The organism is Mesorhizobium sp. M0862 (genome assembly GCF_040319795.1).
Taxonomy (GTDB): Bacteria; Pseudomonadota; Alphaproteobacteria; order Rhizobiales; family Rhizobiaceae; genus Mesorhizobium.
Genome location: NZ_JAMYOJ010000006.1, coordinates 80,674 through 104,199, shown reverse-complemented (window position 1 = coordinate 104,199; position 23,526 = coordinate 80,674). Strand labels below are relative to the sequence as shown.

At 64.2% G+C, this 23,526-nt stretch carries 25 protein-coding genes; 14 read left to right on the top strand and 11 right to left on the bottom strand.

Going from position 1 to position 23,526, the window contains the following annotated elements; translation table 11 throughout:
- Window positions 1-75 precede the first annotated feature (75 nt).
- Together NKI15_RS11345 and NKI15_RS11340 are read right to left on the bottom strand one after the other, a co-directional pair.
- Window positions 76-1,113: a zinc-binding dehydrogenase gene (locus tag NKI15_RS11345; protein ID WP_023691846.1), complete on the bottom strand. Its 1,038-nt coding sequence runs from the start codon at window positions 1,111-1,113 to the stop codon at window positions 76-78.
- A 215-nt stretch (window positions 1,114-1,328) separates the two neighbouring features.
- Window positions 1,329-2,570 (bottom strand): acyl-CoA dehydrogenase family protein, encoded by a 1,242-nt coding sequence (locus tag NKI15_RS11340; protein ID WP_023691847.1) that lies wholly within the window; start codon window positions 2,568-2,570, stop codon window positions 1,329-1,331.
- Window positions 2,571-2,697: 127 nt separating this feature from the next.
- Between NKI15_RS11340 and NKI15_RS11335 the strand changes: the two genes are divergently transcribed.
- From NKI15_RS11335 to NKI15_RS11310, 6 genes are all read left to right on the top strand, one after another.
- Entirely contained in the window at window positions 2,698-3,513 is an 816-nt protein-coding gene (locus NKI15_RS11335) for an SDR family oxidoreductase (protein WP_023710918.1), read from the top strand.
- Window positions 3,510-4,025 carry a MaoC family dehydratase gene (locus NKI15_RS11330; RefSeq protein WP_280790892.1) on the top strand — a complete coding sequence of 172 codons (516 nt, stop codon included), beginning with the start codon at window positions 3,510-3,512 and terminating at the stop codon, window positions 4,023-4,025. Before NKI15_RS11335 ends, NKI15_RS11330 begins: the two co-directional genes overlap by 4 nt.
- Window positions 4,022-5,059 carry a phosphotransferase family protein gene (locus tag NKI15_RS11325; protein WP_352886110.1) on the top strand — a complete coding sequence of 346 codons (1,038 nt, stop codon included), beginning with the start codon at window positions 4,022-4,024 and terminating at the stop codon, window positions 5,057-5,059. Before NKI15_RS11330 ends, NKI15_RS11325 begins: the two co-directional genes overlap by 4 nt.
- 12 nt (window positions 5,060-5,071) lie before the next feature.
- Window positions 5,072-5,848, top strand: coding sequence for an SDR family NAD(P)-dependent oxidoreductase (locus NKI15_RS11320; RefSeq protein WP_023695622.1), 777 nt, complete (start codon window positions 5,072-5,074; stop codon window positions 5,846-5,848).
- A gap of 138 nt (window positions 5,849-5,986) precedes the next feature.
- Entirely contained in the window at window positions 5,987-6,631 is a 645-nt protein-coding gene (locus NKI15_RS11315; protein ID WP_023825473.1) for a TetR/AcrR family transcriptional regulator, read from the top strand.
- A gap of 185 nt (window positions 6,632-6,816) precedes the next feature.
- Window positions 6,817-7,050, top strand: a complete 234-nt coding sequence (locus NKI15_RS11310; protein ID WP_023671148.1) for a DUF680 domain-containing protein — start codon at window positions 6,817-6,819, stop codon at window positions 7,048-7,050.
- 123 nt (window positions 7,051-7,173) lie between these two features.
- Here NKI15_RS11310 and NKI15_RS11305 read toward each other — a convergent pair whose 3' ends face one another.
- The 6 genes from NKI15_RS11305 to NKI15_RS11280 are packed head-to-tail and all read right to left on the bottom strand — an operon-like array spanning window position 7,174 to window position 13,020.
- Window positions 7,174-7,401 carry a hypothetical protein gene (locus tag NKI15_RS11305; protein ID WP_352514001.1) on the bottom strand — a complete coding sequence of 76 codons (228 nt, stop codon included), beginning with the start codon at window positions 7,399-7,401 and terminating at the stop codon, window positions 7,174-7,176.
- 52 nt (window positions 7,402-7,453) lie between these two features.
- Window positions 7,454-8,038: a sarcosine oxidase subunit gamma gene (locus NKI15_RS11300; RefSeq protein WP_352514002.1), complete on the bottom strand. Its 585-nt coding sequence runs from the start codon at window positions 8,036-8,038 to the stop codon at window positions 7,454-7,456.
- Window positions 8,031-11,024 (bottom strand): sarcosine oxidase subunit alpha, encoded by a 2,994-nt coding sequence (locus tag NKI15_RS11295; RefSeq protein WP_352514003.1) that lies wholly within the window; start codon window positions 11,022-11,024, stop codon window positions 8,031-8,033. Before NKI15_RS11295 ends, NKI15_RS11300 begins: the two co-directional genes overlap by 8 nt.
- On the bottom strand, window positions 11,021-11,332 hold the full coding sequence (locus NKI15_RS11290) for a sarcosine oxidase subunit delta (protein WP_352514004.1): 312 nt from the start codon (window positions 11,330-11,332) through the stop codon (window positions 11,021-11,023). Before NKI15_RS11290 ends, NKI15_RS11295 begins: the two co-directional genes overlap by 4 nt.
- Window positions 11,333-11,344: 12 nt before the next feature.
- Entirely contained in the window at window positions 11,345-11,767 is a 423-nt protein-coding gene (locus NKI15_RS11285) for a hypothetical protein (protein WP_023686459.1), read from the bottom strand.
- Window positions 11,767-13,020, bottom strand: coding sequence for a sarcosine oxidase subunit beta (locus tag NKI15_RS11280; protein ID WP_023683196.1), 1,254 nt, complete (start codon window positions 13,018-13,020; stop codon window positions 11,767-11,769). Before NKI15_RS11280 ends, NKI15_RS11285 begins: the two co-directional genes overlap by 1 nt.
- Window positions 13,021-13,222: 202 nt before the next feature.
- On the opposite strand from NKI15_RS11280, the gene NKI15_RS11275 reads away from it, so the two are divergent.
- The 8 genes from NKI15_RS11275 (at window position 13,223) to NKI15_RS11240 (ending at window position 19,436) form a co-directional block, all read left to right on the top strand.
- Window positions 13,223-13,591: a YrdB family protein gene (locus NKI15_RS11275; RefSeq protein ID WP_023671141.1), complete on the top strand. Its 369-nt coding sequence runs from the start codon at window positions 13,223-13,225 to the stop codon at window positions 13,589-13,591.
- A gap of 133 nt (window positions 13,592-13,724) precedes the next feature.
- A complete protein-coding gene (locus NKI15_RS11270; RefSeq protein WP_023671140.1) occupies window positions 13,725-14,483 on the top strand; it encodes an SDR family oxidoreductase in 759 nt (252 codons plus the stop codon).
- 105 nt (window positions 14,484-14,588) lie between these two features.
- Window positions 14,589-14,975 (top strand): SET domain-containing protein, encoded by a 387-nt coding sequence (locus tag NKI15_RS11265; RefSeq protein ID WP_023671139.1) that lies wholly within the window; start codon window positions 14,589-14,591, stop codon window positions 14,973-14,975.
- Between the two features lie 176 nt (window positions 14,976-15,151).
- Entirely contained in the window at window positions 15,152-15,430 is a 279-nt protein-coding gene (gene rpsU, locus NKI15_RS11260) for a 30S ribosomal protein S21 (RefSeq protein WP_023671138.1), read from the top strand.
- A 203-nt stretch (window positions 15,431-15,633) separates the two neighbouring features.
- Entirely contained in the window at window positions 15,634-16,488 is an 855-nt protein-coding gene (locus tag NKI15_RS11255; RefSeq protein ID WP_023704049.1) for a tetratricopeptide repeat protein, read from the top strand.
- A 259-nt stretch (window positions 16,489-16,747) separates the two neighbouring features.
- Window positions 16,748-17,221: a DUF992 domain-containing protein gene (locus NKI15_RS11250; protein WP_023671136.1), complete on the top strand. Its 474-nt coding sequence runs from the start codon at window positions 16,748-16,750 to the stop codon at window positions 17,219-17,221.
- An 89-nt stretch (window positions 17,222-17,310) separates the two neighbouring features.
- Window positions 17,311-17,805, top strand: coding sequence for a DUF992 domain-containing protein (locus tag NKI15_RS11245; RefSeq protein WP_352514005.1), 495 nt, complete (start codon window positions 17,311-17,313; stop codon window positions 17,803-17,805).
- 194 nt (window positions 17,806-17,999) lie between these two features.
- Window positions 18,000-19,436 (top strand): MFS transporter, encoded by a 1,437-nt coding sequence (locus NKI15_RS11240; RefSeq protein ID WP_352514006.1) that lies wholly within the window; start codon window positions 18,000-18,002, stop codon window positions 19,434-19,436.
- A 120-nt stretch (window positions 19,437-19,556) separates the two neighbouring features.
- Here the strand turns inward: NKI15_RS11240 and coaBC are convergent, their stop codons facing one another.
- The 3 genes from coaBC to ubiE all read right to left on the bottom strand — a co-directional run bounded on the left by coaBC (window position 19,557) and on the right by ubiE (window position 23,473).
- Window positions 19,557-21,023 carry a bifunctional phosphopantothenoylcysteine decarboxylase/phosphopantothenate--cysteine ligase CoaBC gene (gene coaBC, locus NKI15_RS11235; protein WP_352514007.1) on the bottom strand — a complete coding sequence of 489 codons (1,467 nt, stop codon included), beginning with the start codon at window positions 21,021-21,023 and terminating at the stop codon, window positions 19,557-19,559.
- Between the two features lie 67 nt (window positions 21,024-21,090).
- Window positions 21,091-22,665: a 2-polyprenylphenol 6-hydroxylase gene (ubiB, locus tag NKI15_RS11230; RefSeq protein ID WP_352498607.1), complete on the bottom strand. Its 1,575-nt coding sequence runs from the start codon at window positions 22,663-22,665 to the stop codon at window positions 21,091-21,093.
- 31 nt (window positions 22,666-22,696) lie between these two features.
- Window positions 22,697-23,473: a bifunctional demethylmenaquinone methyltransferase/2-methoxy-6-polyprenyl-1,4-benzoquinol methylase UbiE gene (gene ubiE / locus NKI15_RS11225; RefSeq protein ID WP_352514008.1), complete on the bottom strand. Its 777-nt coding sequence runs from the start codon at window positions 23,471-23,473 to the stop codon at window positions 22,697-22,699.
- Window positions 23,474-23,526 lie beyond the last annotated feature (53 nt).

Genomic DNA, 23,526 nt, shown 5'->3' with positions numbered 1-23,526 from the left:
GCCAAGACCCCCACCCCGACGAAAGAGCAAAATTGCTCTTTCGTCGACCCTCCCCACAAGGGGGAGGGTAGAAAGTCACGGCCTAATAAACACCTTCCCGTTCGGCTTGGCCAGCTCCGCCGGGGCCTTCGCCATCGCCTCATCCAGCGGCAGCACCGCCGTCACGTCGGTTGACCAGCGCCCATCCGAAAAGCGCTTCTGTGCTTCCATGATCGCCGGGCCGCGCTTGTCGCGGAACTGGCGCATCCATTCGACCAGCCAGAAGCCTTCAATGTGCTTGTGTTGGAAGATCATCTGGCCGGGCTCACGGATGACAGTGGTGTCCGGATCGAGCCGTCCATAGATGATCCAGCGCGAGCGCTTCGGCATGGCGTCGAAGATCGCCGAGGCCAGCGGCCCGGTCACGGCATCGAGGAAGATGCGCGGCTGCTCGGCCTTGACCACATCGCGTAGTGCTGCCTTGAAATCCGGCGCCTTCTCGTTGAGCACATGGGCAGCCCCGATCTCCTTCAACAGCGGAATCTGCTCGTCGCGGCGCACGGTGACGATCGGCCGGAACCCAGCCTCCTTGGCGAGACCCGCGATCAGCTTGCAAAGCTGGCTGGCGCCGGCGGTCATGATGAAGGCTTTTTCGCCCGTCTCCTTGACGATGTCGAACATGGCGAGCGCCGTGAGCGGGTTGACGATCATCGCCGCGCCATCCTCGTCGCGGACCGTGTCGAGCAGCGGAATGCAGCCGGCAGCTTCGGCAACTGCATAGTCCGCCCAGGCGCCCCAATTGGTGACGCCTGTGGTGAAGGCGATGCGCTTGCCGATCAGGCTTTTCGCATAGGGCTCGTCGCCGCTGGCAACGACCGTGCCGACACCCTCGAAGCCGGCCGGCTGGCCCTTGGCGCGCGGCTGACCGTACTGGCCCTTGATGAACATGACGTCGGACGGGTTGATCGAGGCGAGGCTGACCTTGATCAGCACCTGGCTCGGTCCGGGCGTCGGCACGCCGATGCTGCCAAGCTTGAGATACGGCTCCATCGCCTCCAGCGCACTGCCGGAGGGCGTCCTGGTGTAGCCGTCGCCGGTCAGCAGCAGTGCTTTCATGTCTGAGGGGATCGCCATGGCGGGGCTCCTTACAGTTTGAGGATGAGCTTGCCGGATGCGCCACGGCCAAGCACGCGCGTCACCACGGCGGCGGCATCGGCCAGCGGATAAGTGCCTTCGATGACCGGCCGAACCTTGCCGGCGCGATGCCAGCCGACCCAGCTCCTTCAGATTGTCGGCATAGACGAGGTGGCCGAGCGGCGCGATCGCGGGCGATGAGGGTTTTCATCCACTCAGACCTTTTCCTGCGTGTATTTCCTGAGCTCCGTGCGCGCCACCTGCCGGCGGTGCACGGCGTCCGGCCCGTCGGCGAGGCGCAGGGTTCGCAGATGCGTCCATGAGCGTGCCAGCGGCGTGTCCTGGCTGATGCCTTGCGCGCCGAACATCTGCACTGCCTCGTCGGTGACCTTGAGCGCGACGCGCGGTGCGATGACCTTGATCTGGCTGATCCAGGGCGCGGCTGCGCGCGCATCGCCCTGGTCGATCATCCACGCCGCCTTGAGGCAGAGCAGCCGCGCCATCTCGATCTCCATGCGGCACTCCGCGATGATGTCGAAATTGGCGCCGAGCTTGGCCAATGGCTGGCCGAAGGCCTCGCGGCGCACCGAGCGCTGGCACAGCAGCTCCAGCGCCATTTCGGCCTGGCCGATGGCGCGCATGCAATGGTGGATGCGGCCGGGGCCAAGCCGCCCCTGGGCGATCTCGAACCCCCTGCCCTCGCCGAGGATCAGGTTTCCGGCCGGCACCCGCACATTGTCGAAGCGAAGATGCATGTGGCCATGCGGCGCGTCGTCGTCGCCATAAACCTGCATCGGCCGCAGCTTGGTCACGCCCTTGGTACCGGACGGCACCAAGATCATCGAATGGCGGCGGTGCTGCGGCTCGGCTTCGCCGCCGGTCCGAACCATGACAATGTAGATGGCGCAGCGCGGGTCCCCGGCCCCCGACGCCCACCATTTCTCGCCGTTGAGTGCATAGTCGTCGCCTCGCCGTTCGCAGCGCATGGCGATGTTGGTGGCGTCGGAGGAAGCGACGTCCGGCTCGGTCATCAGATAGGCCGAGCGCATTTTCCCCTCGAGCAGCGGCGCCAGCCATGCCTGCTTGTGATCCTCCGAGCCATAGCGCTCCAGCACCTCCATATTGCCGGTGTCGGGCGCCGAGCAGTTGAAGGTCTCGGCGCCGAGATGCGCCTTGCCCATCTCCTCGGCGAGATAGGCATATTCAACGGTCGAGAGCCCGTAGCCGCGCTCGGACCCGGTCAGCCAGAAATTCCACAGACCGCGCTCCTTGGCCGTCTTCTTCAACCCTTCGAGGATCTCGGTCTGCCGCGCGGTGTAGACCCAGCGGTCGCCGCCCTTGCCGACCTCGCTCAAAAACTCATGATCGAGCGGCATGATCTCATCGCGCACCATGGTGGCGACGCGGGCGTGGATCGGCTTCAGCCGCTCGGTCATGCCGAGATTCATGTCCGCCATCGGTCTCCAACCCTTTCACGCATCTGGGGCACTTTACCCGTGGCAAGGATGACCGTACTTCGGGTAGCCTTGTCAACGCGAGCCCTTTCGCCCCAGACCGTGAGCAGAGAGGCGCGGAGGAATTGCGATGAGCTATCTGGAAGAACTGTTCTCAGTCGCCGGCAAGACAGCGCTGGTGACGGGAGCCGCGACCGGCATCGGCCGCATGGTGGCGACCGCTTTGGTCCAAGCCGGCGCTACCGTGATGATCGCCTCGCGCAAGGGCGAGGATTGCATCAAGGTCGCCGCTGAGTTGAACGGGCTCGGCGGCTCCGGCAGTGCCGAAGGTTTCGCCGGTGACGTCTCGAGCGAAGCAGGCATTGCCGCGCTGGTCAGCGAGGTCAAGGCGCGCACCGAGAAGCTGCACATCCTCGTCAACAATGCCGGCATATCCTGGGGCGCCTCGCTGGAGGATTTTCCCTATAGCGGCTGGGCCAAGGTGTTCGCCGTCAACGTCACCGCCGTCTTTCATCTGACGCGCGAATTGCTGCCGCTGCTGGAAGCCGCGGCCAGCGATGCCGATCCGGCTCGCGTCATCAATCTGGGCTCGGTGATGGGCACGCAGCCGCTGGCCGACGACGCCTATTCCTATACCGCGTCCAAGGGCGCCGTTCACCACCTGACGCGCACGCTGGCGATCGAACTCGCGGCGCGGCGCATCACCGTCAACGCGTTCGCGCCCGGTCCCTTCCAGAGCCGGATGACCGCCTTTGCCACGGGCACCGACGAAAAGGCCAGACATGTCGGCAGCCATGTCCCCATCGGCCGTATCGGCGTGGCGGATGACATCGGCGGCGCAACGCTCTATTTGTGCAGCCGTGCCGGTTCCTATGTCACCGGCGCCATCCTGCCGATCGACGGCGGGCAGTCGGTGCAGCATGGGCTGACACTGTTCAAGGAATGAGCCGCGGTCGGCGGCGAGGGGAGGACACCGCAGTGGAACCGATCAGTCTCGATGTGCTTCTGGCCAGCGTCGGCAAGGAAGTCGGCGTCTCGCCATGGCGCGAGGTCACACAGACCATGATCGACCAGTTCGCCGACGCCACCGACGACCACCAGTTCATCCATTGCGACCCCGAGCGGGCCAAAAACGAGACGCCGTTCGGCGGCACCATCGCGCATGGCTTCCTGTCGTTGTCGCTGCTCTCGGCGATGACCTTCGAGACCATGCCGCCGCTGGAAAAGGGCAAGATGGGCGTCAACCACGGTTTCGATTCGCTGCGCTTCCTGGCGCCGGTGAAGACCGGCGCGCGCATCCGCACCCGCTTCGTGCTGGCCGACGTCAAGGTCAGGCCGTCGGGCTGGGTGCAGACGGCGCATGACGTGACCATCGAGATCGAAGGCTCGAAGAAGCCGGCGCTGACCGCGCGCTGGCTGACGCTGACGCTGATGGAGCGTGAGCCGGAGACCGCATGAGCGGCGACGCCAATGCGCCGGATCAGACAGAACTTGCGCCCTATCTCGAGTTGCACATCCCGGGTTTTGCCGGACTTTCCGCAATCGAAAAATTCAAGTCCGGCCAGTCCAACCCGACCTATCTGCTGACCGCGGCCAGCGGCCGCTATGTCCTGCGCGCCAAGCCGCCGGGCCAGTTGCTGAAATCGGCGCATCAGGTCGACCGCGAATTCACGGTCATGAAGGCCCTGGCCGGCACCGCCGTGCCGGTGCCGGCGATGCTGCATCTGTCGGCGGAGGCGACGCCGATCGGCCGCATGTTCTACGTCATGGACTTTCTCGACGGCCGCATCTTCTGGGATCCGGCAGTGCCGGAGGCCGCTGGCAACGATGAGCGCGCCGCCCTCTACGATGCTATGAACGCCACGCTTGCGGCCCTGCACGATGTCGATGTCGAGGCGATCGGGCTCGGCGATTTCGGCAAACCCGGCAATTACTTCGAACGCCAGCTGGCACGCTGGACCAGCCAGTACCGCGCCTCGGAGACCGGCACGGTCGCCGACATGGACCGGCTGATCGCCTGGCTGGAGACGCATATGCCGACCGATGACGGTCGCGTCTCGCTGGTGCATGGCGACTACCGGCTGGACAACATGATCTTCGCGCACAATGAGCCGAAAGTGCTGGCGGTGCTCGACTGGGAACTGTCGACGCTTGGCCACCCCTTCGCCGACATCGCCTATCAATGCATGCAATGGCGCTTGCCGCACGCCTCGGGCTTTCGCGGTCTTGGCGGCGTCGACCGCGCTGCCCTCGGCCTGCCCTTGGAGGAAGCCTATGTCGCGGCGTATTGCCGGCGGCGCGGGCTTGTCGGCATCGACAATTGGAGTTTCTTCCTCGCCTTCTCCTTCTTCCGTTTGGCAGCGATCTGCCAAGGCGTCTACAAGCGGGCGCTGGACGGCAACGCCTCCAATCCCGAGAAGGCCAAGACCTATGGCGAGGCGGTGAAACTGCTGTCGCATGTCGCCAGCAAGCTGATCGACAAGCAGGCATAAAGGGGAGGCATGATGGGCCGTTTCGATGGAGCGACCGTGCTGATCACCGGCGCCGCCGGCGGCCTCGGTCGCAGCGCGGCCAAGGGCTTTGCCGCCGAAGGCGCCCGCCTCGTGCTGTCCGACATCGATGACAAGGCGCTGGCCGAGCTCGCCGGCTCTTTGCAGACTGAAACCGCCGTCCGTGCCGGCGACATAGCCGATGAAAAACTGTCCGAGGATCTGGTGAAACTGGCGGCGGAGAAATTCAGCCGGCTGGATATCGCCATCAACAACGCCGGTATTGTCCAGAGTTCCGTGCGCCTGCCGCAAGTGGCCTCCGACGAGGCGCGCCGCGTGCTGGAAATCGACCTGCTCGGCGTCTTCTACGCCATGAAGCACCAGATTCCGCAGATGGAGCGGCAGTTCAAGGCCACGGGCAAGGGCGGCGTCATCGTCAACATCGCCTCGGTTGCCGGCCTGGTCGGCGCGCCGAAACTGTCGGTCTATGCCGCCGCCAAGCATGGCGTGGTCGGACTGACCAAATCGGCGGCCGCCGAATACGCCACCAAGGGCATCCGCATCAATGCCGTCTGCCCGGCGCACACGCGGACCGCCATGGTCGACGGTTTCGTGCGCATGTCCGGCGCGCCGGAAGCCGCAGCGCTGGCCGAACTGACGCGCGGCGTGCCGATGAAGCGGGTGGCGGAAGTGGACGAAGTCGTGACCGCCATCCTGTTTGCCGCCGACCCCTCGAATTCCTTCATGACTGGCCACACACTGGCCGTGGATGGCGGCGTCGGTGCAATTTGATAGCCCCGATTTGGCAACCCCAGATTTGATAACCCCCGATTTGGTAACCATTGCCGGTGGGGAACCTACGGCGCCCTTGTTCGTTTCCGTACAGCGTATATAATTTAGCCAACACCCACCACATGAAGGCAGACTCAAGTGCCGCTGAGCGTCCAGAAACGCCGCGAGAAACAAAAGGCCGAACTGCGTTCCGAACTGCTCGACGCAGCCCACAAGCTCGTCAAGGAAGAGGGCTATGAAGGCCTGACCATCCGCAAGTTGGCCAAGCGGGTCGGCTATGCTCCGATGTCGGTCTATTCCTACTTCGCCGACAAGCAAGACATCCTGTTTGCGCTGGCCGAGGATGCCTTCGAAACACTTGCCCGCCGCATCGAGGAGCATCCTTCCGACGATCCGATCGAGGCCTTGCGTGCGGTGATGACCGAATATGCCGCCTTCGGGCTCGGCAACCCCAACGAATACCGCACCGTGTTCATGACCGAAAAGACCAAGCTGCCGGAAGGCAGAAGCTATGAGGACATGGAAGAGGCCAACCCGGCGATGAAAGCGCTGATATCTAGGGTCGAGGCCTGCGTTGCTGCAGGCAAGCTGCAGGGCGATCCGCGCGCCATCGCCACCATGCTTTGGGCAGTCGGCCACGGCACCATCTCGCTTTTGATCACGTTCCCGTTCTACCCCTTCGGCGACCCGCAGGCTTTCGTGACGCGGATGTGCGATTTCACACTCGCCACGCTCAGCACCCAGAATGTGCCGCCGCTGACCGAGACCCCGGCCGACTGCTGAGCATCCCCGCCCCTCCAATTCAGCGTCCGGCCTGACAGCTTCGGCTGTGTCAGTGCGCCGTAATTTTCGGCATTCAAAAAAATTTGTCGTACGCGTACGTTTTCCGACTTGAAAACCCATCTCGGTGGACGTATGTGTACGTTGTATCGTACATGTACGAAAAAGTTTAACCGATGGAGACTGACATGAACAAGACCCTTCTCGCCCTCGCCACCGTGCTGGCTCTCTCCGGCTCGGCTTTCGCCGCCAACAACACACACTCGACCAAGCAGGCCCCCGCCGCCACCTGCGTCGACACCACGACCAATGCCAAGCTCGATTGCGCCGTGACCGGCTCGGTCGAAAAGTCCGACGTCAAGGCCAAGAGCCCGCGTCTCGGCATCGAGATCAACCCATGGATCGTGCCGAGCACGTTCTAAGTTGATCGGGCTCGACCACAGCACAACGACTAATTTAAGGGCGGCAGGATAATCCCGGCCGCCCGTTTTTTCCTCAGCGCAAGCCGGCTTTTCCTGAGTTCAAACCTGGCGTAGCCGAACGGGTTATTTCTTGCGCGGTTTGCGACCCGGCACCGTCTTAGCCTTGCCGGGTCTTGCCGGCGCGCCTGGGATGGCGGTCGAGGTGATCGACACCGGATCGCTGGCCGGAAACGTGTCCTCGAGGCCTTCCTCGAGTTCCTCTTCGGCAGTCACCTCGTGATGCTGCTCATGTTCGAGTGAGCGCACGGCGGACGTCTTGCTAGCTGACTTCGGCGGCGCTTTCGACGGCATCGTATGTTCTCCCTGATGGGGGAAGCAGAACGGCTTGACCCGTCAAACGTTCCTACGCCGCCGCGTCGCTGGCTGCTTCCGACAGGAAAGTAAAGACATAGTCCGAGAAGGAACGCCAGCACTCGACCCGGAAGGCATCGGCTGCCGTGCGCAGCAGCAGGATTTCGCACTTGCCGAGAATGGTGCGCGACGCCGCGCGCACCGGAAAAGCCTCGAGCGACAAATCCTGCGGGCAGCCTGCATTGATCGCGGCGGCCGCCGCCGGGCCGGTGACGGCGAAGGCGACGTTGCGGTGCGAGATGCCGACCGCCGAATGCAATGCGGCAACCCCAGCACAATCGGCCAGCGGATCCTTGCCGGCCTCGTCGATGACCAGCCACTCGTCAGGGCCGAGCCACAGCGCCGTGCGGCCAGCCTTGGCCGCCGAAGTTTTCGGCTGCTTCGGCAAGGTCAGGCCGAGCGCCTTCGACAGCGCCGCGACGGAAGCCTCCGGCGCGCGCAGCGACATGCGCTCCGCCGGCGGCAGCACCTCGACCTTGACATCCGTTGCGGAAACGACGCGTCCAGCCAGGGCCGGGCGGCGCTCGATGGACGGCGCTGCAGCTGGGGCCGTCTTCTTTGCAGCAGCCTTAGCCATTGAGGCGCCCTCCCGTCTCGTCGAAGAACACCATGCCGGTAACCTCCACTTCGATCACCCTGTTCGGCATCGGCACATAGAGCGTGTCGCCCATCCGGTCGCGGCCGCCGGCAACCAGCGCCAGCGCGATCGAGCGACCGCAATTTTCCGACCAGTAGCTGGATGTGACGTGACCGATCATCTTCATCGGGATCGCCTGCTTCGGATCAGCGACGATCTGCGCGCCTTCCTCAAGCACCACTTTCGGGTCCTTGGTCTTCAAGCCGACCAGCTGCTTGCGGCCCTTGGCGACCAGATCGGGCCGCGTCAGGCCGCGGATGCCGACGAAATCGGTCTTCTTCTTGCCGACCGCCCAGTCGAGCCCGGCATCGTTCGGCGTCACCGTGCCGTCCGTGTCCTGGCCGACGATGATGTAGCCCTTTTCGGCGCGCAGCACGTGCATCGCCTCGGTGCCGTAAGCGGCGGCGCCATGCTTTTGGCCTTCGGCCCACAGCGCTTCCCAGACGGCCTGGCCGTGATCGGCCGGCACGTTGACTTCAAAACCGCGCTCGCCGGTGAACGACATGCGAAACAGCCTGGTCGGCACGCCGCAGATCTTGCCTTCGCGCACCGACATATGCGGCAGCGCCTCGTCGGACATGTCGATGCCTTCGACCAGCGGTGCAATGGTGTCTCGCGACTTCGGCCCTTGCACGGCGATGACCGCCCATTGTTCGGTGATTGACGTCAGCCAGACATTCAGATGCGGGAACTCGGTCTGGAGATAGTCCTCCATGTGGTTCATGACACGCGGCGCGCCGCCGGTTGTCGTCGTCACATGGAAACGATCCGGCGCCAGTCGGCCGACGACGCCGTCATCATAGATGAAGCCGTCCTCGCGCAGCATGATGCCATAGCGGCAGCGGCCGGGCTCAAGCTTCTCCCATGGATTGGTATAGAGCAGTTCCATGAACCTGGCCGCATCCGGCCCGACCACTTCGATCTTGCCCAGCGTCGAGGCGTCGAACAGACCGGCATTGCTGCGGACCGCGACGCATTCGCGGTCGACCGCCTTGTGCATGTCTTCGCCCGCCTGGGGGAAATACCAGGCGCGCTTCCACTGGCCGACATCTTCGAACACGGCGCCTTGCGCTTCGGCCCAGGGATGGATCGCGGTCTTCCGTGTCGGGTCGAACAGCGGACCGCGCGAATGGCTGACGATCGCGCCGAAAGTAACAGGCGTATAGGGTGCGCGGAACGTGGTCAGCCCGACCTCGGGGATCGGCTTGCCAAGCGTCTCGGCGGCAATCGCCAGGCCGTGCATGTTGGAGGTCTTGCCCTGGTCGGTCGCCATGCCGTTGGTGGTGAAGCGCTTGACGTGCTCGATCGAGCGCATGCCTTCATGCACCGCCTGGCGGATGTCCTTGGCGGTGACGTCGTTCTGGAAATCGACGAAGGCCTTGACCGTCTTGTCCGGCCCGGCGCCGGGCGCCGCGCCCAGCATGCCGCGCGACCAGCTTTCCGACGCGTCGACCTTCGGCTTTACGCCCTTGGCCACTTTGCCGCCCGCATCCTTCGCCGCCTTTGCGCCGGCCGCATAGGCCTCATCGATCGACGCCGAGAGCCCATCCGTACCGTTGCAGGCGCCGACCGAAACGCAGTCCTGCGCATAGATGCCCGGCACGAAGCGCTTGGTCTCGTCATTGAAGGCGACCTTGCCGCGCGACTGTGAGAACAGATGCACCGACGGCGTCCAGCCGGCCGACATCAGGATGGCGTCGACCGGAATGGTGCGCTCGCCGCCCCCATTCTTCGGCTGCACCGTCATCGAGGTCACGCGCAACTTGCCGCCGGCGCGGATCACCGCGCGGCCGAAATTGACCTCGATCCCGAGCGCCCTCGCCTCGTCGATCACAGGTCCGGTCGGATGGTCGCGCAGGTCGACGATCGCCGCCACGTTGACGCCGGCCTTCTTCAGGTCGATCGCGGCGGAGTAGGCCGAGTCATTTGCGGTGTAGACGCCGACATTTTTGCCGACCGCGACACCGTACTGGTTGAGATAAGTCCGCGCCGCCGAGGCCAGCATGATGCCGGGCCGGTCATTGTCAGCAAACACCATATGGCGTTCGATGGCGCCGGTCGCCAGCACCACGCGCTTGGCGCGTACCTGCCATAGGCGCTCGCGCGGCAAATCGTGGCCGGGGTTTTGCAGATGGTCGCTGACCCGCTCGACCAGGCCGACGAAGTTCTGCGCGTAGTAGCCGAACGCCGTCGTCCGCGACAAAACGCGGACATTGTCCAGGGCGGTGAGCTTGGCCACCGCGCCTTGCGCCCAGGCATAACCGTCCTGGCCGTCGATCTTCGCCCCGCTCTCGAAGCGCAGGCTGCCGCCGAAGCTGGCCTGTTCATCGGCGAGGATGACACGCGCGCCGGTTTCGGCAGCGGCGAGCGCTGCCGCAATGCCGGCCGCACCGCCGCCTAGCACCAGTACGTCGCAATGCGCATAGCGCGACGAATAATGGTCGGGATCTGGCTTGTCAGGCGAAACGCCGAGGCCGGCCGCGGCGCGGATCTTCGGCTCGTAGAGGCTCTTCCAGGCCGCCTTCGGCCACATGAAGGTCTTGTAGTAGAAACCGGCCGAAAACAGCGGCGATGCAATGTCGTTGACCGCGCCGACGTCGAAGGCGAGCGACGGCCAGCGGTTTTGCGAGTTGGCGACGAGCCCGTCATAGAGCTCCTGCACCGTGGCGCGGATGTTGGGCGCCTTGCGTGCCGCGTCGCGCTTGACCTCGACCAGCGCGTTGGGCTCTTCCGCTCCGGCCGACAGGAAGCCGCGCGGACGGTGATACTTGAACGAACGTCCCACCAAATGCACGCCATTGGCAAGCAGCGCCGAGGCCAGCGTGTCGCCTTCGATGCCGGTGTAAGACTGGCCGTCGAAAGAGAACCGCGCGGTCTTCGCCTGGCTGAGACGGCCGGCGCTCGAAATGCGGAACGCGCCGCTCATTTGGAAGCCATTTCGTTGGAGTTTTTGGGCAGCTTGGACGGTTTCGGCTCGCCGGCTTTGTAAGTCATGACGAACTTGTCGGTGACGGTGTCGCGCACCGCATTGAAGAAGCGTGAGCAGCCATGGATGTGGCGCCAGCGCTCATAGATGATGCCCTTGGGGTTCGAGCGGATGAAGAAGAACTTTTCAAAATCGTCGTCGCTCTCGCCCGCCATGTTGGCCGAACGCGCAATATGCGCCTCGCCGGCGTTACGGAACTCGAGCTCCGGGCGCTCTTCCTCGCAATAGGGGCAGCGGATGAGAAGCATTATCGTTCGTTCCTACAATTCGCCGTGGCCGACATGCGCGCCGGCCGGTTGGTTGCAAAGCCTCTGGCCCATCGCAGCAAAAGGCGCGACGAGCCGAATGCGCTCCTCTACACTTGCGGCGGGGCGAAACAGCTCGCGATACGCCATGTTGCCGATCGTGAGCTGAAACGGATCGGTCGTCACGATGACGCTGCGCGCATCGAATGTGTCGTCCTCGCCGAGATCGGAGGGCCTGTTCTCCATGAAGATGACCACCTTCTGGCCACCGCTCCACACGCATGCCAGAATGCCGGCGTCGATCGAAAACGGCCAATTGGCTTCGTTGCCGGCGCGGCTGATCGGCTGCGTCCGCACCTCGTCCGGTGACGGAAAATGGAACAGGTCCTGCTCCCCCGCCAGCACCAGCGGCACCGCTACAGCCAACTCCACCATCATCAGTGCGCCACCGCCGCCGCCGCTGCCTCGTCGATGAGGCGGCCGGTACGGAAGCGCTCGATGGTGAAGGGCGCGTTGATAGGATGCGGATCGTCCTTGGCAATCGTGTGGGCAAAGACATGGCCTGAGCCGGGCGTTGCCTTGAAGCCGCCCGTGCCCCAGCCGCAATTGACGTAGAGGCCGGGCACCGGCGTCTTGGCCAGGATCGGCGAACGGTCGGGCGTCACGTCGACGATGCCGCCCCACGAGCGCAGCATCTTCATGCGGGTGAAGATCGGGAACATCTCGCAGATGGCGTCCAGCGTATGCTGCAAAATATGCAGGCCGCCGGTCTGCGAATAGGAGACATACTGGTCGGTGCCGGCGCCGATCACCAGCTCGCCCTTGTCGGACTGCGAGATATAAGCGTGCACCGTGTTCGACATAACCACGCACGGCACCACCGGCTTGACCGGCTCCGACACCAGCGCCTGCAGCGGATAGCTTTCCAGCGGCATGCGCACGCCGGCCATGTTCATGATCACCGAGGAGTGGCCTGCAGCCACCACGCCGACCTTCTTGGCGCCGATGAAGCCGCGCGTCGTGTCGACGCCCATGACCGCGCCATTGGCCGCCCGCTTGACGCCGGTGACCTCGCAATTCTGGATGATGTGCACGCCGCGCGCCGAAGCGCCGCGCGCATAGCCCCAGGCCACCGCATCGTGACGCGCCGTGCCGCCTCGCCGCTGCAAGGCGGCGCCGACGACGGGATAGCGCGCCTGCCTGGAAATGTTGAGCGGCGGGCAGAATTCCTTCGCCTGCTCAGGCGTCAGCCATTCATTGTCGATGCCGTTGAGACGGTTGGCATGGACATGGCGCTTCAGCACCTGGATGTCGTGCACATTGTGCGCCAGCATCATGACGCCGCGCGCCGAATACATGACGTTGTAGTTGAGTTCCTGGGAGAGCCCATCCCACAGCTTCAGCGCATGGTCGTAAATGCCGGCGCTCTCGTCGTAAAGGTAGTTGGAGCGGATGATGGTGGTGTTGCGCCCGGTGTTGCCGCCGCCCAGCCAGCCCTTTTCCAGCACCGCGACATTGGTGATGCCGTGAACGGTGGCGAGATAGTAGGCGGTGGCCAGGCCATGACCGCCGGCGCCGACGATGATGACGTCATATTCCTTCTTCGGTTCCGGCGAGGACCATTGTTCCTCCCAGCCCTTGTGGCCGCGCATGGCCTCGCGGGCGATGGCGAATACCGAATATTTTTTCAACGTTCCAGCCTCGCAAATGGCGGTGGGGTATTTTACGCAGCCCCGGCGCGCGAGGTGTATCACTAGCGAAACGGCGCTTCCACCCTTGCGCTGTTTGCGACGGCGCTTGCCGTTTTGCGCCGCGGTGGAAAAGACCTGCCCGGGCTGGCAGGCATGGCTGCGTTCGGACACACTGGCGATCGCGAGACTCTGGAGGACGAATATGGGCAACGCCTGGTGGAATCTGACGTTGCGTTTCCTGCTGGAACTTGCCGCCTTGCTTGGCCTCGGCTTTGCCGGCTGGAGCCTCTCCGGCGGATGGTGGCGCTGGCTCTTCGCCTTGGCCTTGCCGTTCATTGCAGCTGCGCTGTGGGGAACCTTCGCGGTGCGCGGCGATCCGAGCCGGTCCGGACGCGCGCCGGTTCCTGTACCAGGCGCAGTCAGGCTGGTGCTTGAACTGGCCATCCTGTTTGGCGGTGCAGCCGGATTCTATGCCGCCGGTCACACGACCACGGGCGTTGTCATCACGCTGCTCATCGCCATCAGCTACGCATTTTCGCTCGACCGCCTCGGCTGGCTGCTGAAGCAATAGTCCGGCGCGCGGCGCTTGTGCCGCTGCGAAGCCATTCAGCAAGTCGAGCACGTATCGGGTGGCTAGCACCGTCCCGAACTGCGATCAACATCCCGGTTGCCGGCACAGCCGGCGCGATGAAAGGATGTAAAAAATGTTCGCACTCACCAATAAAATAGCGATCGTCACCGGCGCCAGTTCCGGCATCGGCCGCGCCACCGCAAAACTCTTCGCCGAAGAAGGCGCCAGGGTCGTCATCGCCGCCCGCCGCCAGGCCGAACTCGATGCGCTGGTCGTCGAAATCGAGGACGCCGACGGCACGGCAGTCGCGCTTGCCGGCGATGTCCGCGACGAAGCCTATGCAAAAGCCCTCGTCGATCTCGCCGTCGAAAAATTCGGCGGGCTCGATATCGCCTTCAACAATGTCGGCTCCGTCGGAACGATGGGTCCGATTTCGGAACTGTCGCTGGACGGATGGCGCGAGACGCTCGACGCCAATCTGACCAGCGCCTTTCTCGGCGCGAAATACCAGGTGCCGGCGATGGTCGAACGCGGCGGCGGATCGCTGATCTTCACCTCGACCTTCGTCGGTCACACAGTCGGCATGCCGGGCATGACCAGCTATGCCGCGAGCAAGGCCGGACTGATCGGCCTGACGCAGGTGCTGGCCGCCGAATACGGCCCCAGGGGCGTGCGGGTCAACGCGCTGATGCCGGGTGGCACCGACACGCCGTCGGCAACATTCAAGACGCCGGAATCACGCGCTTTCGTGGAAAACCTGCATGCCTTGAAACGTGTCGCTGTGCCTGAAGAGATCGCCCGCGCTGCGCTCTTCCTGGCATCGGATGCGTCGAGCTTCACCACAGGATCGGCGCTGTTTGCCGATGGCGGCGTCTCGATCACCCGGACGTGAAGCATTTCGCGGGTCATCGCCCGCGCCGATCAGCCATAGAACCCGAAACCGGACTTGCTTTTTCCACGCGATTTGGCGATTCGCTTTCGGGTGAGGAGGACGGACATGCTGCTGATCAGGACCTATGTCGCCCAGAGCGCAATCGAAGGCGTCGGCGTGTTCGCCGCCGAGCCGATCAGGAAGGGCGCCTCGATCTGGCGGCTCGATCCGGATTTCGACCGGCTGATCCCGATGGACAAATACGAGGCGGCGCCGCCGCACCTCAAGGAATTGCTCGACCGCTATGCCTATCCGAGCCCCGACCGTCCCGGCTTCATGGTCTATGAAGTCGATAATGGCCGCTTCATGAACCACGCCGAGCGGCCGAACACGGATTTTTCGCAATATGGCGGCGCCACCGCCACTCGAGATATATCAGCCGGCGAGGAAATTACCTGCGATTACGGCGAATTCTTCGAGGATTTCGCACGGCTCCATCTGGCCAGCGCCTAGTTGGCGCCCTATCTCGGGGCTGCCGTGGCAAATTGGCGGTTGTCCTTCATTTCCAGTGTGGACAGCGCGGCCTGATTCTGCTATCAGCCGCCACAATTCGTGGTGTAAAGCGCCGCGGAGGCATGTGGCTATGGTCACTTGCCTGTTGATATCAAACCCGAAAGACAGGATTGCCCGTGCAGGTACTCGTCCGCGACAATAACGTTGATCAGGCGCTTCGCGCTCTCAAGAAGAAGATGCAGCGCGAAGGCATTTTCCGCGAAATGAAGATGCGCGGCCATTACGAGAAGCCTTCCGAGAAGCGCGCCCGTGAAAAGGCCGAAGCCGTTCGCCGCGCCCGCAAGCTGGCCCGCAAGCGCGCCCAGCGCGAAGGCCTGCTGCCGATGACGCCGCGCCCGGTTGCTGCCGGCGCCGCCGGTGGTCCTGGTGGTGCTCCGCGTCCGCCGCGGTTCTGACGCCAATTTTTCGTCCTTTTCGAAGGATACTCTGAGGTGGCGCGATGCGGAATCGCCGCCACCTTTTTGTTTGGAGCGCCGCCATTCTGTTGGAGGCCGTTCCCTTGAACGCGCAAACGGCGTTCTAGATTTTGTTACGAGAATCTGTGACCCGGCCCGGAGGGGGACCTGGACGGCGAGGCTGAAGTGAGGACAGGGCAGACATGAACGCAATCGGCGTAGAGCGCAGAACCACAATGCGCGGTTTGGCCCTGGCGGCAGCCCTGATGTCCGGCCTGGTGCTTGCCAGTTGCCAGAGCGTTCCGACCGGCGAATTCAACAACATTGACAAGGCGCAAGGCTCGAGCGAGAACATCTCCTCGCTGTCGGCGGTGATCCAGCGCAATCCGCAGGATCCGGAAGGCTACAATGTGCGCGGCTCGGCCTATGGCCGTGGCGGCCAGTATCAGGCGGCGCTGAAGGATTTCGACACCGCCATCCAGCTCAACCCGAATTTCTACCAGGCCTATTCGAACCGGGCGCTGATCCAGCGCTTCCTCGGCAACCAGGCGGCCGCCCTTGCCGACTACAACCGCTCAATCCAGATCAATGCAAATTATGACGCCGCCTATATCGGCCGCGGCAACCTTTATCGCAAGGCAGGCCAGACCCAGCAGGCCTTCAACGATTTCCAGAAGGCGATCCAGCTTGATACGACGGATGCGCGCGCGTACCACAATCGCGGCCTGATCTATCAGAGCCAGGGCCAGCACAAGTTTGCCATCGAGGATTTCTCGACCGCCATCTCGCTGGCGCCGGACGCCGCCGAACCCTACAACGGCCGCGGCCTCTCCTATCTCGCCATGAATGACGAGGACAACGCCTTCTCCGACTTCAACATGGCCATCAAACTCGACGGCAAGAACGCCGAAGCCTGGTCCAACCAGGCGCTGATCTACGAGCGCCGCGGCGACAAGGTCAAGGCCTCGAAAGCCTACCGCGAAGCCGTCCATCTCGACCCGGCCTACCAGCCGGCCAAGGACGGCCTGTCGCGCACATCGGGCGCCACCGCCGGCTGAGATGCGGCCGGCGCGCCGCCATCGGCGGCCTTTTATAACAACGTTCCATTCCTGATGCAGTGCGCCGCGTGAGCGGTTTCTCCCCGGGAAAGCGCAGAGCCCGTCCCCTAGGGATTGCGTATCCAGAAAACCCCACTATCACCCAATCTTAACCACCGGGGGCAAAGCGTTAACCCCTGCCTTGATCGCGCCAAGTTTTCAGCGGAACGCTCCGGGCCATTCAACCGTTGTTGAAGGCATTTTTCGAAAGGACTGACCCATGATCAAGAAAATCATCTGTGCCGCGGCACTTGCCACGACGCTGCTTGCCGTTCCCGCCAGCGCCGGCAAGCTTCAGCTCGGCACGCTCGATTGCACCATCGACGGCGGCGTCGGTTACGTCATCACGTCGAACAAGGGCGTCGACTGCACGTTCCGTCCTTATCACCATGGGCCGTCCGAGAAATACACGGGGATGATCTCCAAGCTCGGCGTCGATCTCGGCCAGACGCATCAGGGCCAGCTGGTGTGGGCGGTTCTGGCCGCCACCCGCGGCCATGACGAGGGCGACCTTGCCGGCCATTATTACGGCGTCAACGCCGAGGCGAGCGTGGTAACCGGCGGCGGCGCCAATCTGCTGGTCGGCGGGCTCGACGGCGCCTTTGTGCTGGAGCCGCTCAGCGTCCAGGCGCAGACCGGCGTCAATGTAGCGGTCGCCGTGACCTCCCTGGAGCTGATCCACTCGTTCAAGTAAGCATCGGCAAATAAGGATCGACTGATCCCTCTACGCGCGGCGCGGAACAGGTTACTGTTTCGCGCCGTATGCTTTTTGGGGGATCCGCCGTGCTGAAACCAGCCATCGCCGCCGCTATCACCATCATCTGTACCGCCCAGGCCCAAGCGCAAGACCAGGGCATCGAACTCGGCGTGCTCGATTGCGCCATCGGCGGCGGCACCGGCTTCATCTTCGGCTCCAGCAAGGATCTGAGCTGCACCTTCACGCCGGCCGACAAGAGCTTTTCGCCGGAAGCCTATTTCGGCGCCGTCAACAAATACGGGCTCGACATCGGCACCACCAAGCAGACCGTCATGCAATGGCTGGTGCTGACGCCGCTGAGGAACATCTATGCGCCCGGCGCGCTGGCCGGCGACTATATCGGGGCCAGCGCCGAAGTGACGGCGGCGGTCGGCGCCGGCGCCAATCTCCTGGTCGGCGGCTCCTCGCAGGCCTTCACCCTGCAGCCGCTCAGCCTGCAGCCGCTCAGCCTGCAGACGCAGACCGGTATCAACATTGCCATCGGCGTCAGCCAGTTTCAGCTGCGCAGCATTGAGAACTGACCGGCGCATCAAGCGGAGAGGTTTCCGGCCAATCTCGACCGTCTGCACTTCGATAAAAAGCCACTTGAGCTCAACTGCGCTTGAGGTTTTACAACTCGCCTGACTGAAACAGCGCGCATGGCCCCGCCGGAAAGCCCCCACTGGCTTCTGGCGCCATGCGCCGGCATCGAGATATGCAAATGCAGGGTAAAAGAATGACTGAAATCACCAGCAACAAGGTCGACTGGCGGGCATTGTGGGCAAGCGGCGACCTCGCGCGCTTCTGCTTCATCAGTCTCGGTATCCTGCTGCACGCCACCAACGAGACGATGGTGGCGACGGTCATGCCGGCCATGGTCGGAGACCTCGCTGGTGTGCAGTTCGTCGGCTGGTCGCTGGCCGTCTACGAGCTCGGCGCCATTGTCGCCGGCGCAGCGGCCGGGCGGCTGGTCAGCTATGTCGCGCTACGCTCCAACGTCACGGTCGCCGCTCTGCTCTATGCCGTAGGCGCCCTGATCTGCGCCACCGCGCCGTCCATGCCGGTGTTTCTTGCCGGCCGTCTGGTCGAGGGTCTCGGCGGCGGTGCGCTGGTGTCGCTGGCCTTCGTCTCGGTCGAGCGGCTGTTTAACCGCAACATCTGGCCACAGCTGTTCGGCATCATGTCGGCGATCTGGGGCGTCGCCGCCTTCAGCGGCCCGATGCTCGGCGCGATCATGGTCGAGCTCCTGTCCTGGCGCTGGGCCTTCGGCGTCTTCGTGCTGGGTGGCATCGCCATGGCATCGGCAAGCTTCATCGTCCTGAACACGCCGGAAGCGACGAAGCCGCAAGCCGCCGCCGGCACCTCGCCGCCCTTCCCCTATGCAGCACTTGGCTGCCTCGCCATCGCCGTCGTGCTGATCGCCACCGCAGGCGTCGACGTCGCCTTGCTGCGCTCGTCGCTGCTGCTGGCCCTCGGCCTCGCCGGCCTGGCGCTGTTCGTTTTCGTCGACGCCATGAAGCCGCAATCGCGACTGTTCCCGTCGGGCCTGTTCTCATGGCGCTCGCCGGTCGGCAGCGGCATGAGCATGGTTGCCGCCTTCTCGGTGGCGACAGTCTCTTTTTCCATCTACGGGCCGCTTCTGCTTACCACGCTGCACGGCATCCCGATCCTGACCACAGGCTACATCATCGCCGCCGAATCGATCGCCTGGTCGATCCTGTCGATCGCCGTCGCCAATGCGCCGCTGCAGCGCGAACGGCAGATCCTCGTCATCGGCGCGCTGATGATTGCAGCCGGCCTCGCGGGTTTCGCCTATGCCATCCCCGCCGGCTCGATCCCGCTGATCCTGCTCTGCGCTTTGTTGCAAGGCGGTGGCTTCGGCGTGTCATGGCCCTTCCTGACCCGCATCATCGTCGCCTCGGCCCGCGGCGGCGAGCAGACGATCGCCTCGGCCGCCGTGCCGACCATGCAGCGCATCGGCTACGCCGTGGGCGCCGCCATGGCCGGCATCATCGCCAATGCCAGCGGCTTTTCGGACGGACTGAACCGCGAGGCAGCAGCGCACGTCGCCGGCTGGCTGTACCTGGCCTTCGTGCCGCTCGGCATTGTCGGTTGCCTGGCGGCGGTGAAGATGGCTTTGGAGGCACGCCGGCCGCAACTGGCGCCAGGCTGAGGGCACGGCCGATCGAGAATTTGGCGACAGCATTCCGCCGGCGCTGTCGGCGTCAAATGCCCTCGGCCACAAGGCTGCTTGCAAGACCATGGCCTGCCCGATTGCGGAACCGGCGGCCGCTCAGGCTTGCAAACGCTCGGCGATGAGCGCGGCGAGCCGCGCCGCCACCTCGCCCTTGCCCATCTCAGGCCATTCCTCGACACCGTCCTTCGAGACGATGCGCACCTTGTTGCGGTCGCCGCCCATGACGCCGGTGGGGCCGACGCCGCTTTCATGCGAGACATCGTTGGCGACAATGAAATCGGCGCCCTTCTTCTTCAGCTTGGCCTCGGCATTCGCAATCAGGTCCTGCGTCTCGGCGGCGAAGCCGACAACCAGCCCCGGCCGTTGCCCGTGATGACCAACACTGGCGAGAATGTCGGGGTTTTCGACCATTTGCAGCGCCGGTGGGCCCTGGCCCGCCACCTTCTTGATCTTCTCGCCGGCCGTGCCAGCGGTGCGCCAGTCGGCGACGGCAGCTACGAAGACCGCGGCGTCCGCCGGCAACAACTGTTCGACGGCCGCCTTCATCTCGGCCGCGGTCTCGACATGTGTCGTCACAACGCCGGCCGGATCGGCAATGCTGACCGGACCGGAGACCAGGCGTACATCCGCGCCCAGTCTCGCCAGCGCTGCCGCAATCGCATGGCCCTGCTTGCCCGAAGAGCGGTTGGCGATGTAGCGCACCGGGTCGATCGGCTCATGCGTCGGCCCCGAGGTGACGATGATCCTGCGGCCGGCCAGCGGCTTCGGCCTGCTGTCGAGCAGTGCCTCGATCACTGCCACGATCTCCAGCGGCTCGGCCATGCGGCCCTCGCCCGCCTCGTTGCTCTCCGCCATCTCGCCCTTGGCCGGGCCGACGAAGGCGATGCCATCCTTGGCGAGCGTCGCCCGGTTGCGGCGCGTCGCGGCATGCGACCACATTTTCGGATTCATCGCCGGCGCCATCAGCACCTTCTTGTCAGTGGCGAGCAGCACCGTCGAGGCCAGATCGTTGGCGTGGCCGTTGGCGAGCTTGGCCATCAGATCGGCGGTGGCCGGCGCCACCACCAGAAGGTCGGCCTCGCGCGACAAGCGGATATGGCCGACATCGTGCTCGTCATTGAGGTGGAACAATTCGCTGAAAACATGGTCGGCCGAAAGCGCGCCGACCGAAAGCGTGGTGACGAACTCCTGCGCCGCCGATGTCATCACGACGCGCACCGCCGCACCGCGCTCGCGCAGCCGGCGGATCAGGTCCAGCGCCTTGTAGGCGGCGATGCCGCCGCCGATGATCAGCAGGATGCGTTTGCCGCCGAGGGTTTTGTGCGTTTTTGTGGATTGACCTCGCTGGGGCAGATCGATGTCAAAACCTCCATGAGGCTCAACCGAGCGGCGGATTGTTGCATAGAGGGTTTCGCTCTCGGGCATGCCGGCTTCCGCCGACAGCACGCTTTTGGCAAGCGCATAACGCGCCTCTTCCTCCATCGACACCCCGCGCGCCGCAGCGCGCTCACGCAATTTCTGCTTCACGTCGTCAGCTAGATTGCGGACAGTAATGGTGCCCATGACTTGCTCCGCGACATCAATAGCGCGATCGCAACGCTAGCACCACAGTTGCTAGCGTTGCAAGCGATCAGAGCAGCTTCCACGCGATATACACCAGCGTCAGCGCGATGACCCACAGCGCCATCCGGCCGGAGCGGGAGTAGTGCGCTTCGGCCTTGCCGATGGCGCGCGATGTCGCTTCGTCGAAGCGCAGGCCGTGTTCGGCCATAAAATCGATCTCGCGCGACAGCCGTTCGGTGCGGGCGGCAAGATCGGGCGCCTGGCGGGCCAGCGCCAGCAGCGCCTTGGCGCCGTCGCGCGCGTCCATCAGCAGGCCGCTCGGCCCGAGATTGCCGGCGATCCACTGGCCGACCACCGGCTCGGCCGTCTTCCACATGTTGAAGGCCGGGTCGAGCGTGCGCGCGACGCCTTCGACCACCACCATGGTCTTCTGCAACAGGATCAGTTCCGACCGCGTGGCCATATCGAACAGTTCGGTGACCTCGAAGAGCAGCGTCAGAAGCTTCGCCATCGAGATGGTTTCAGCCGGCTGGCCATGGATCGGCTCGCCGATCGCGCGAATGGCCTGCGCGAAAGCCGCGACATTGTGCTGACGCGGCACGTAGCCGGCCTCGAAATGCACCTCGGCGACGCGCAGATAGTCGCGCGTGATGAAGCCGTAGAGGATTTCGGCGAGGAACCGGCGCTCCTTCTTGCCGAGCCGTCCGGCAATGCCGAGATCGACGGCGACGATATTGCCATTGGCCTCGACGAACAGATTGCCTGGATGCATGTCGGCATGGAAGAAGCCGTCGCGCAGCGTGTGACGCAGGAACGACTGGATCAGGTTGGTGGCGATCGCCTTCAGATCGTGCCCCGCCGCCGCGAGGCCGGCGATGTCGTTCATCTTGACGCCGTCGACCCATTCCATGGTCAGCACATCGCGCCCTGTGCGCTCCCAGTCGACCGACGGAACGCGGAAGCCCGGATCGTCCTTGGTGTTTTCGCCCAGTTCCGAAAGTGCGGCCGCCTCGAGGCGAAGATCCATCTCGATCTTGGTGGTCTGCGCCAGCGTCTCGGTCACCTCGACCGGCCGCAGCCGGCGCGACGACGGGATGTATTTCTCCTGCAGCCGGGCGGCGAGGAAATAGCTTTCGAGATCCTGGAAGAAGCGGCGGCGCACGCCAGGCCGGATCACCTTCACCGCCACCTTGGTATCGACACCGTCATGCATGGCCTGCGCGGGATGGACCTGGGCGATGGAGGCCGCCGCGACCGGCCCGCCGAACTGCGTATAGAGTTCGCCGATCTTGCGCCCGAGCGAGCCCTCGATCGCCGCCACCGCTTCCGCCTGCGAAAAAGTGTGCATCTTGTCCTGCAGCATGGCGAGGTCGAGCGCCATGTCGTTGCCGACGACATCAGGCCGCGTCGCCAGGAACTGGCCGAGCTTGACGTAGGAGGGTCCGAGCCGGACCACCGCCTTGGCCAGCCGGTCGCTGCGCTCATAAGCGAGTGCGCGGCGGCGGGTGAAGAGCCGGGCCATGCGCCAGCCGAATTTCGGCAGGCCGCCGAGTTCGTCGCCCGGCAATGCTGCGATCACGCCTTCGCGAACCAGCACCCAGCCGGCCCGCGCGAGCCGAAAGGCGGCGCCGACGCTGCTCATCGCCTACCCTGCTGCTGCAAACTGTGGTGCCTCAAAGCTTCCAGCCCGAATGCAGGGCGGCAATGCCGCCGGAATAGTTGCGGAACGACACGCGCTCGAAGCCCGCGCGGGTGATCATGGCAGCAAAGTTCTGCTGATTGGGAAATTTGCGGATCGATTCGACCAGGTAGGAATAGGGTTCGCCCTCGCCCGTCACCATCTTGCCGATCTGCGGAATGGCGTTGAACGACCAGGCTTCGTAGACCTTGTCCAGCAGCGGCATTTCGACCTCGGAAAACTCCAGGCACAGGAACCGTCCGCCGGGCTTCAGCACGCGAAAGGCTTCCGTCAGCGCGACATCGATGCGCGGCACGTTGCGGATGCCGAATGCGATGGTGTAGGCGTCAAAGGTGCTATCGGTGAAAGGCAGTTCCTCGGCATTGGCCTCGACGAAATCGGTGTTGCCGGACAGGCGCTTTTTGTCCGCGCGGTCACGGCCGACGCTGAGCATCGAGCCGTTGATGTCGAGCACCGTGGCATGCGTGTTGCCATGGCTGGCGTCTACAATGCGGAAGGCGATGTCGCCGGTGCCGCCCGCCACGTCAAGCACTTTCCAGCCCGGACGTTTCGGCGGATTGAGCCATGTCACCATGGCATCCTTCCACAGCCGGTGCAGCCCGGCCGACATCAGGTCGTTCATCAGGTCGTAGCGGTTCGCCACCTTGTGGAAAACATCGTTGACCAGAGGCTGCTTGTCGCCTGGCCCTACCTTCTTGAAACCATAGGAGGTTTCCATGCCGCCCGCGGCCGTGGTTCTCTCAACTGACATTATTTTGATCCGTCATAAAACCGGCGGGACCATAGCCGATCGATGCTGCGGGC

Excerpts from the sequence above, each read along its gene's own strand:
- coaBC (WP_352514007.1), bottom strand. The coding sequence starts at position 21,023 with ATGGGCACCATTACTGTCCGCAATCTAGCTGACGACGTGAAGCAGAAA.
- NKI15_RS11345 (WP_023691846.1), bottom strand. The coding sequence starts at position 1,113 with ATGGCGATCCCCTCAGACATGAAAGCACTGCTGCTGACCGGCGACGGC.
- NKI15_RS11325 (WP_352886110.1), top strand. The coding sequence starts at position 4,022 with ATGAGCGGCGACGCCAATGCGCCGGATCAGACAGAACTTGCGCCCTAT.
- NKI15_RS11330 (WP_280790892.1), top strand. The coding sequence starts at position 3,510 with ATGAGCCGCGGTCGGCGGCGAGGGGAGGACACCGCAGTGGAACCGATC.
- NKI15_RS11300 (WP_352514002.1), bottom strand. The coding sequence starts at position 8,038 with ATGGCTAAGGCTGCTGCAAAGAAGACGGCCCCAGCTGCAGCGCCGTCC.
- NKI15_RS11320 (WP_023695622.1), top strand. The coding sequence starts at position 5,072 with ATGGGCCGTTTCGATGGAGCGACCGTGCTGATCACCGGCGCCGCCGGC.
- ubiE (WP_352514008.1), bottom strand. The coding sequence starts at position 23,473 with ATGTCAGTTGAGAGAACCACGGCCGCGGGCGGCATGGAAACCTCCTAT.
- NKI15_RS11250 (WP_023671136.1), top strand. The coding sequence starts at position 16,748 with ATGATCAAGAAAATCATCTGTGCCGCGGCACTTGCCACGACGCTGCTT.
- NKI15_RS11295 (WP_352514003.1), bottom strand. The coding sequence starts at position 11,024 with ATGAGCGGCGCGTTCCGCATTTCGAGCGCCGGCCGTCTCAGCCAGGCG.
- NKI15_RS11290 (WP_352514004.1), bottom strand. The coding sequence starts at position 11,332 with ATGCTTCTCATCCGCTGCCCCTATTGCGAGGAAGAGCGCCCGGAGCTC.
- NKI15_RS11335 (WP_023710918.1), top strand. The coding sequence starts at position 2,698 with ATGAGCTATCTGGAAGAACTGTTCTCAGTCGCCGGCAAGACAGCGCTG.
- NKI15_RS11275 (WP_023671141.1), top strand. The coding sequence starts at position 13,223 with ATGGGCAACGCCTGGTGGAATCTGACGTTGCGTTTCCTGCTGGAACTT.
- NKI15_RS11240 (WP_352514006.1), top strand. The coding sequence starts at position 18,000 with ATGACTGAAATCACCAGCAACAAGGTCGACTGGCGGGCATTGTGGGCA.
- NKI15_RS11265 (WP_023671139.1), top strand. The coding sequence starts at position 14,589 with ATGCTGCTGATCAGGACCTATGTCGCCCAGAGCGCAATCGAAGGCGTC.
- NKI15_RS11270 (WP_023671140.1), top strand. The coding sequence starts at position 13,725 with ATGTTCGCACTCACCAATAAAATAGCGATCGTCACCGGCGCCAGTTCC.
- NKI15_RS11340 (WP_023691847.1), bottom strand. The coding sequence starts at position 2,570 with ATGGCGGACATGAATCTCGGCATGACCGAGCGGCTGAAGCCGATCCAC.
- NKI15_RS11305 (WP_352514001.1), bottom strand. The coding sequence starts at position 7,401 with ATGCCGTCGAAAGCGCCGCCGAAGTCAGCTAGCAAGACGTCCGCCGTG.
- NKI15_RS11285 (WP_023686459.1), bottom strand. The coding sequence starts at position 11,767 with ATGATGGTGGAGTTGGCTGTAGCGGTGCCGCTGGTGCTGGCGGGGGAG.
- NKI15_RS11255 (WP_023704049.1), top strand. The coding sequence starts at position 15,634 with ATGAACGCAATCGGCGTAGAGCGCAGAACCACAATGCGCGGTTTGGCC.
- ubiB (WP_352498607.1), bottom strand. The coding sequence starts at position 22,665 with ATGAGCAGCGTCGGCGCCGCCTTTCGGCTCGCGCGGGCCGGCTGGGTG.
- NKI15_RS11310 (WP_023671148.1), top strand. The coding sequence starts at position 6,817 with ATGAACAAGACCCTTCTCGCCCTCGCCACCGTGCTGGCTCTCTCCGGC.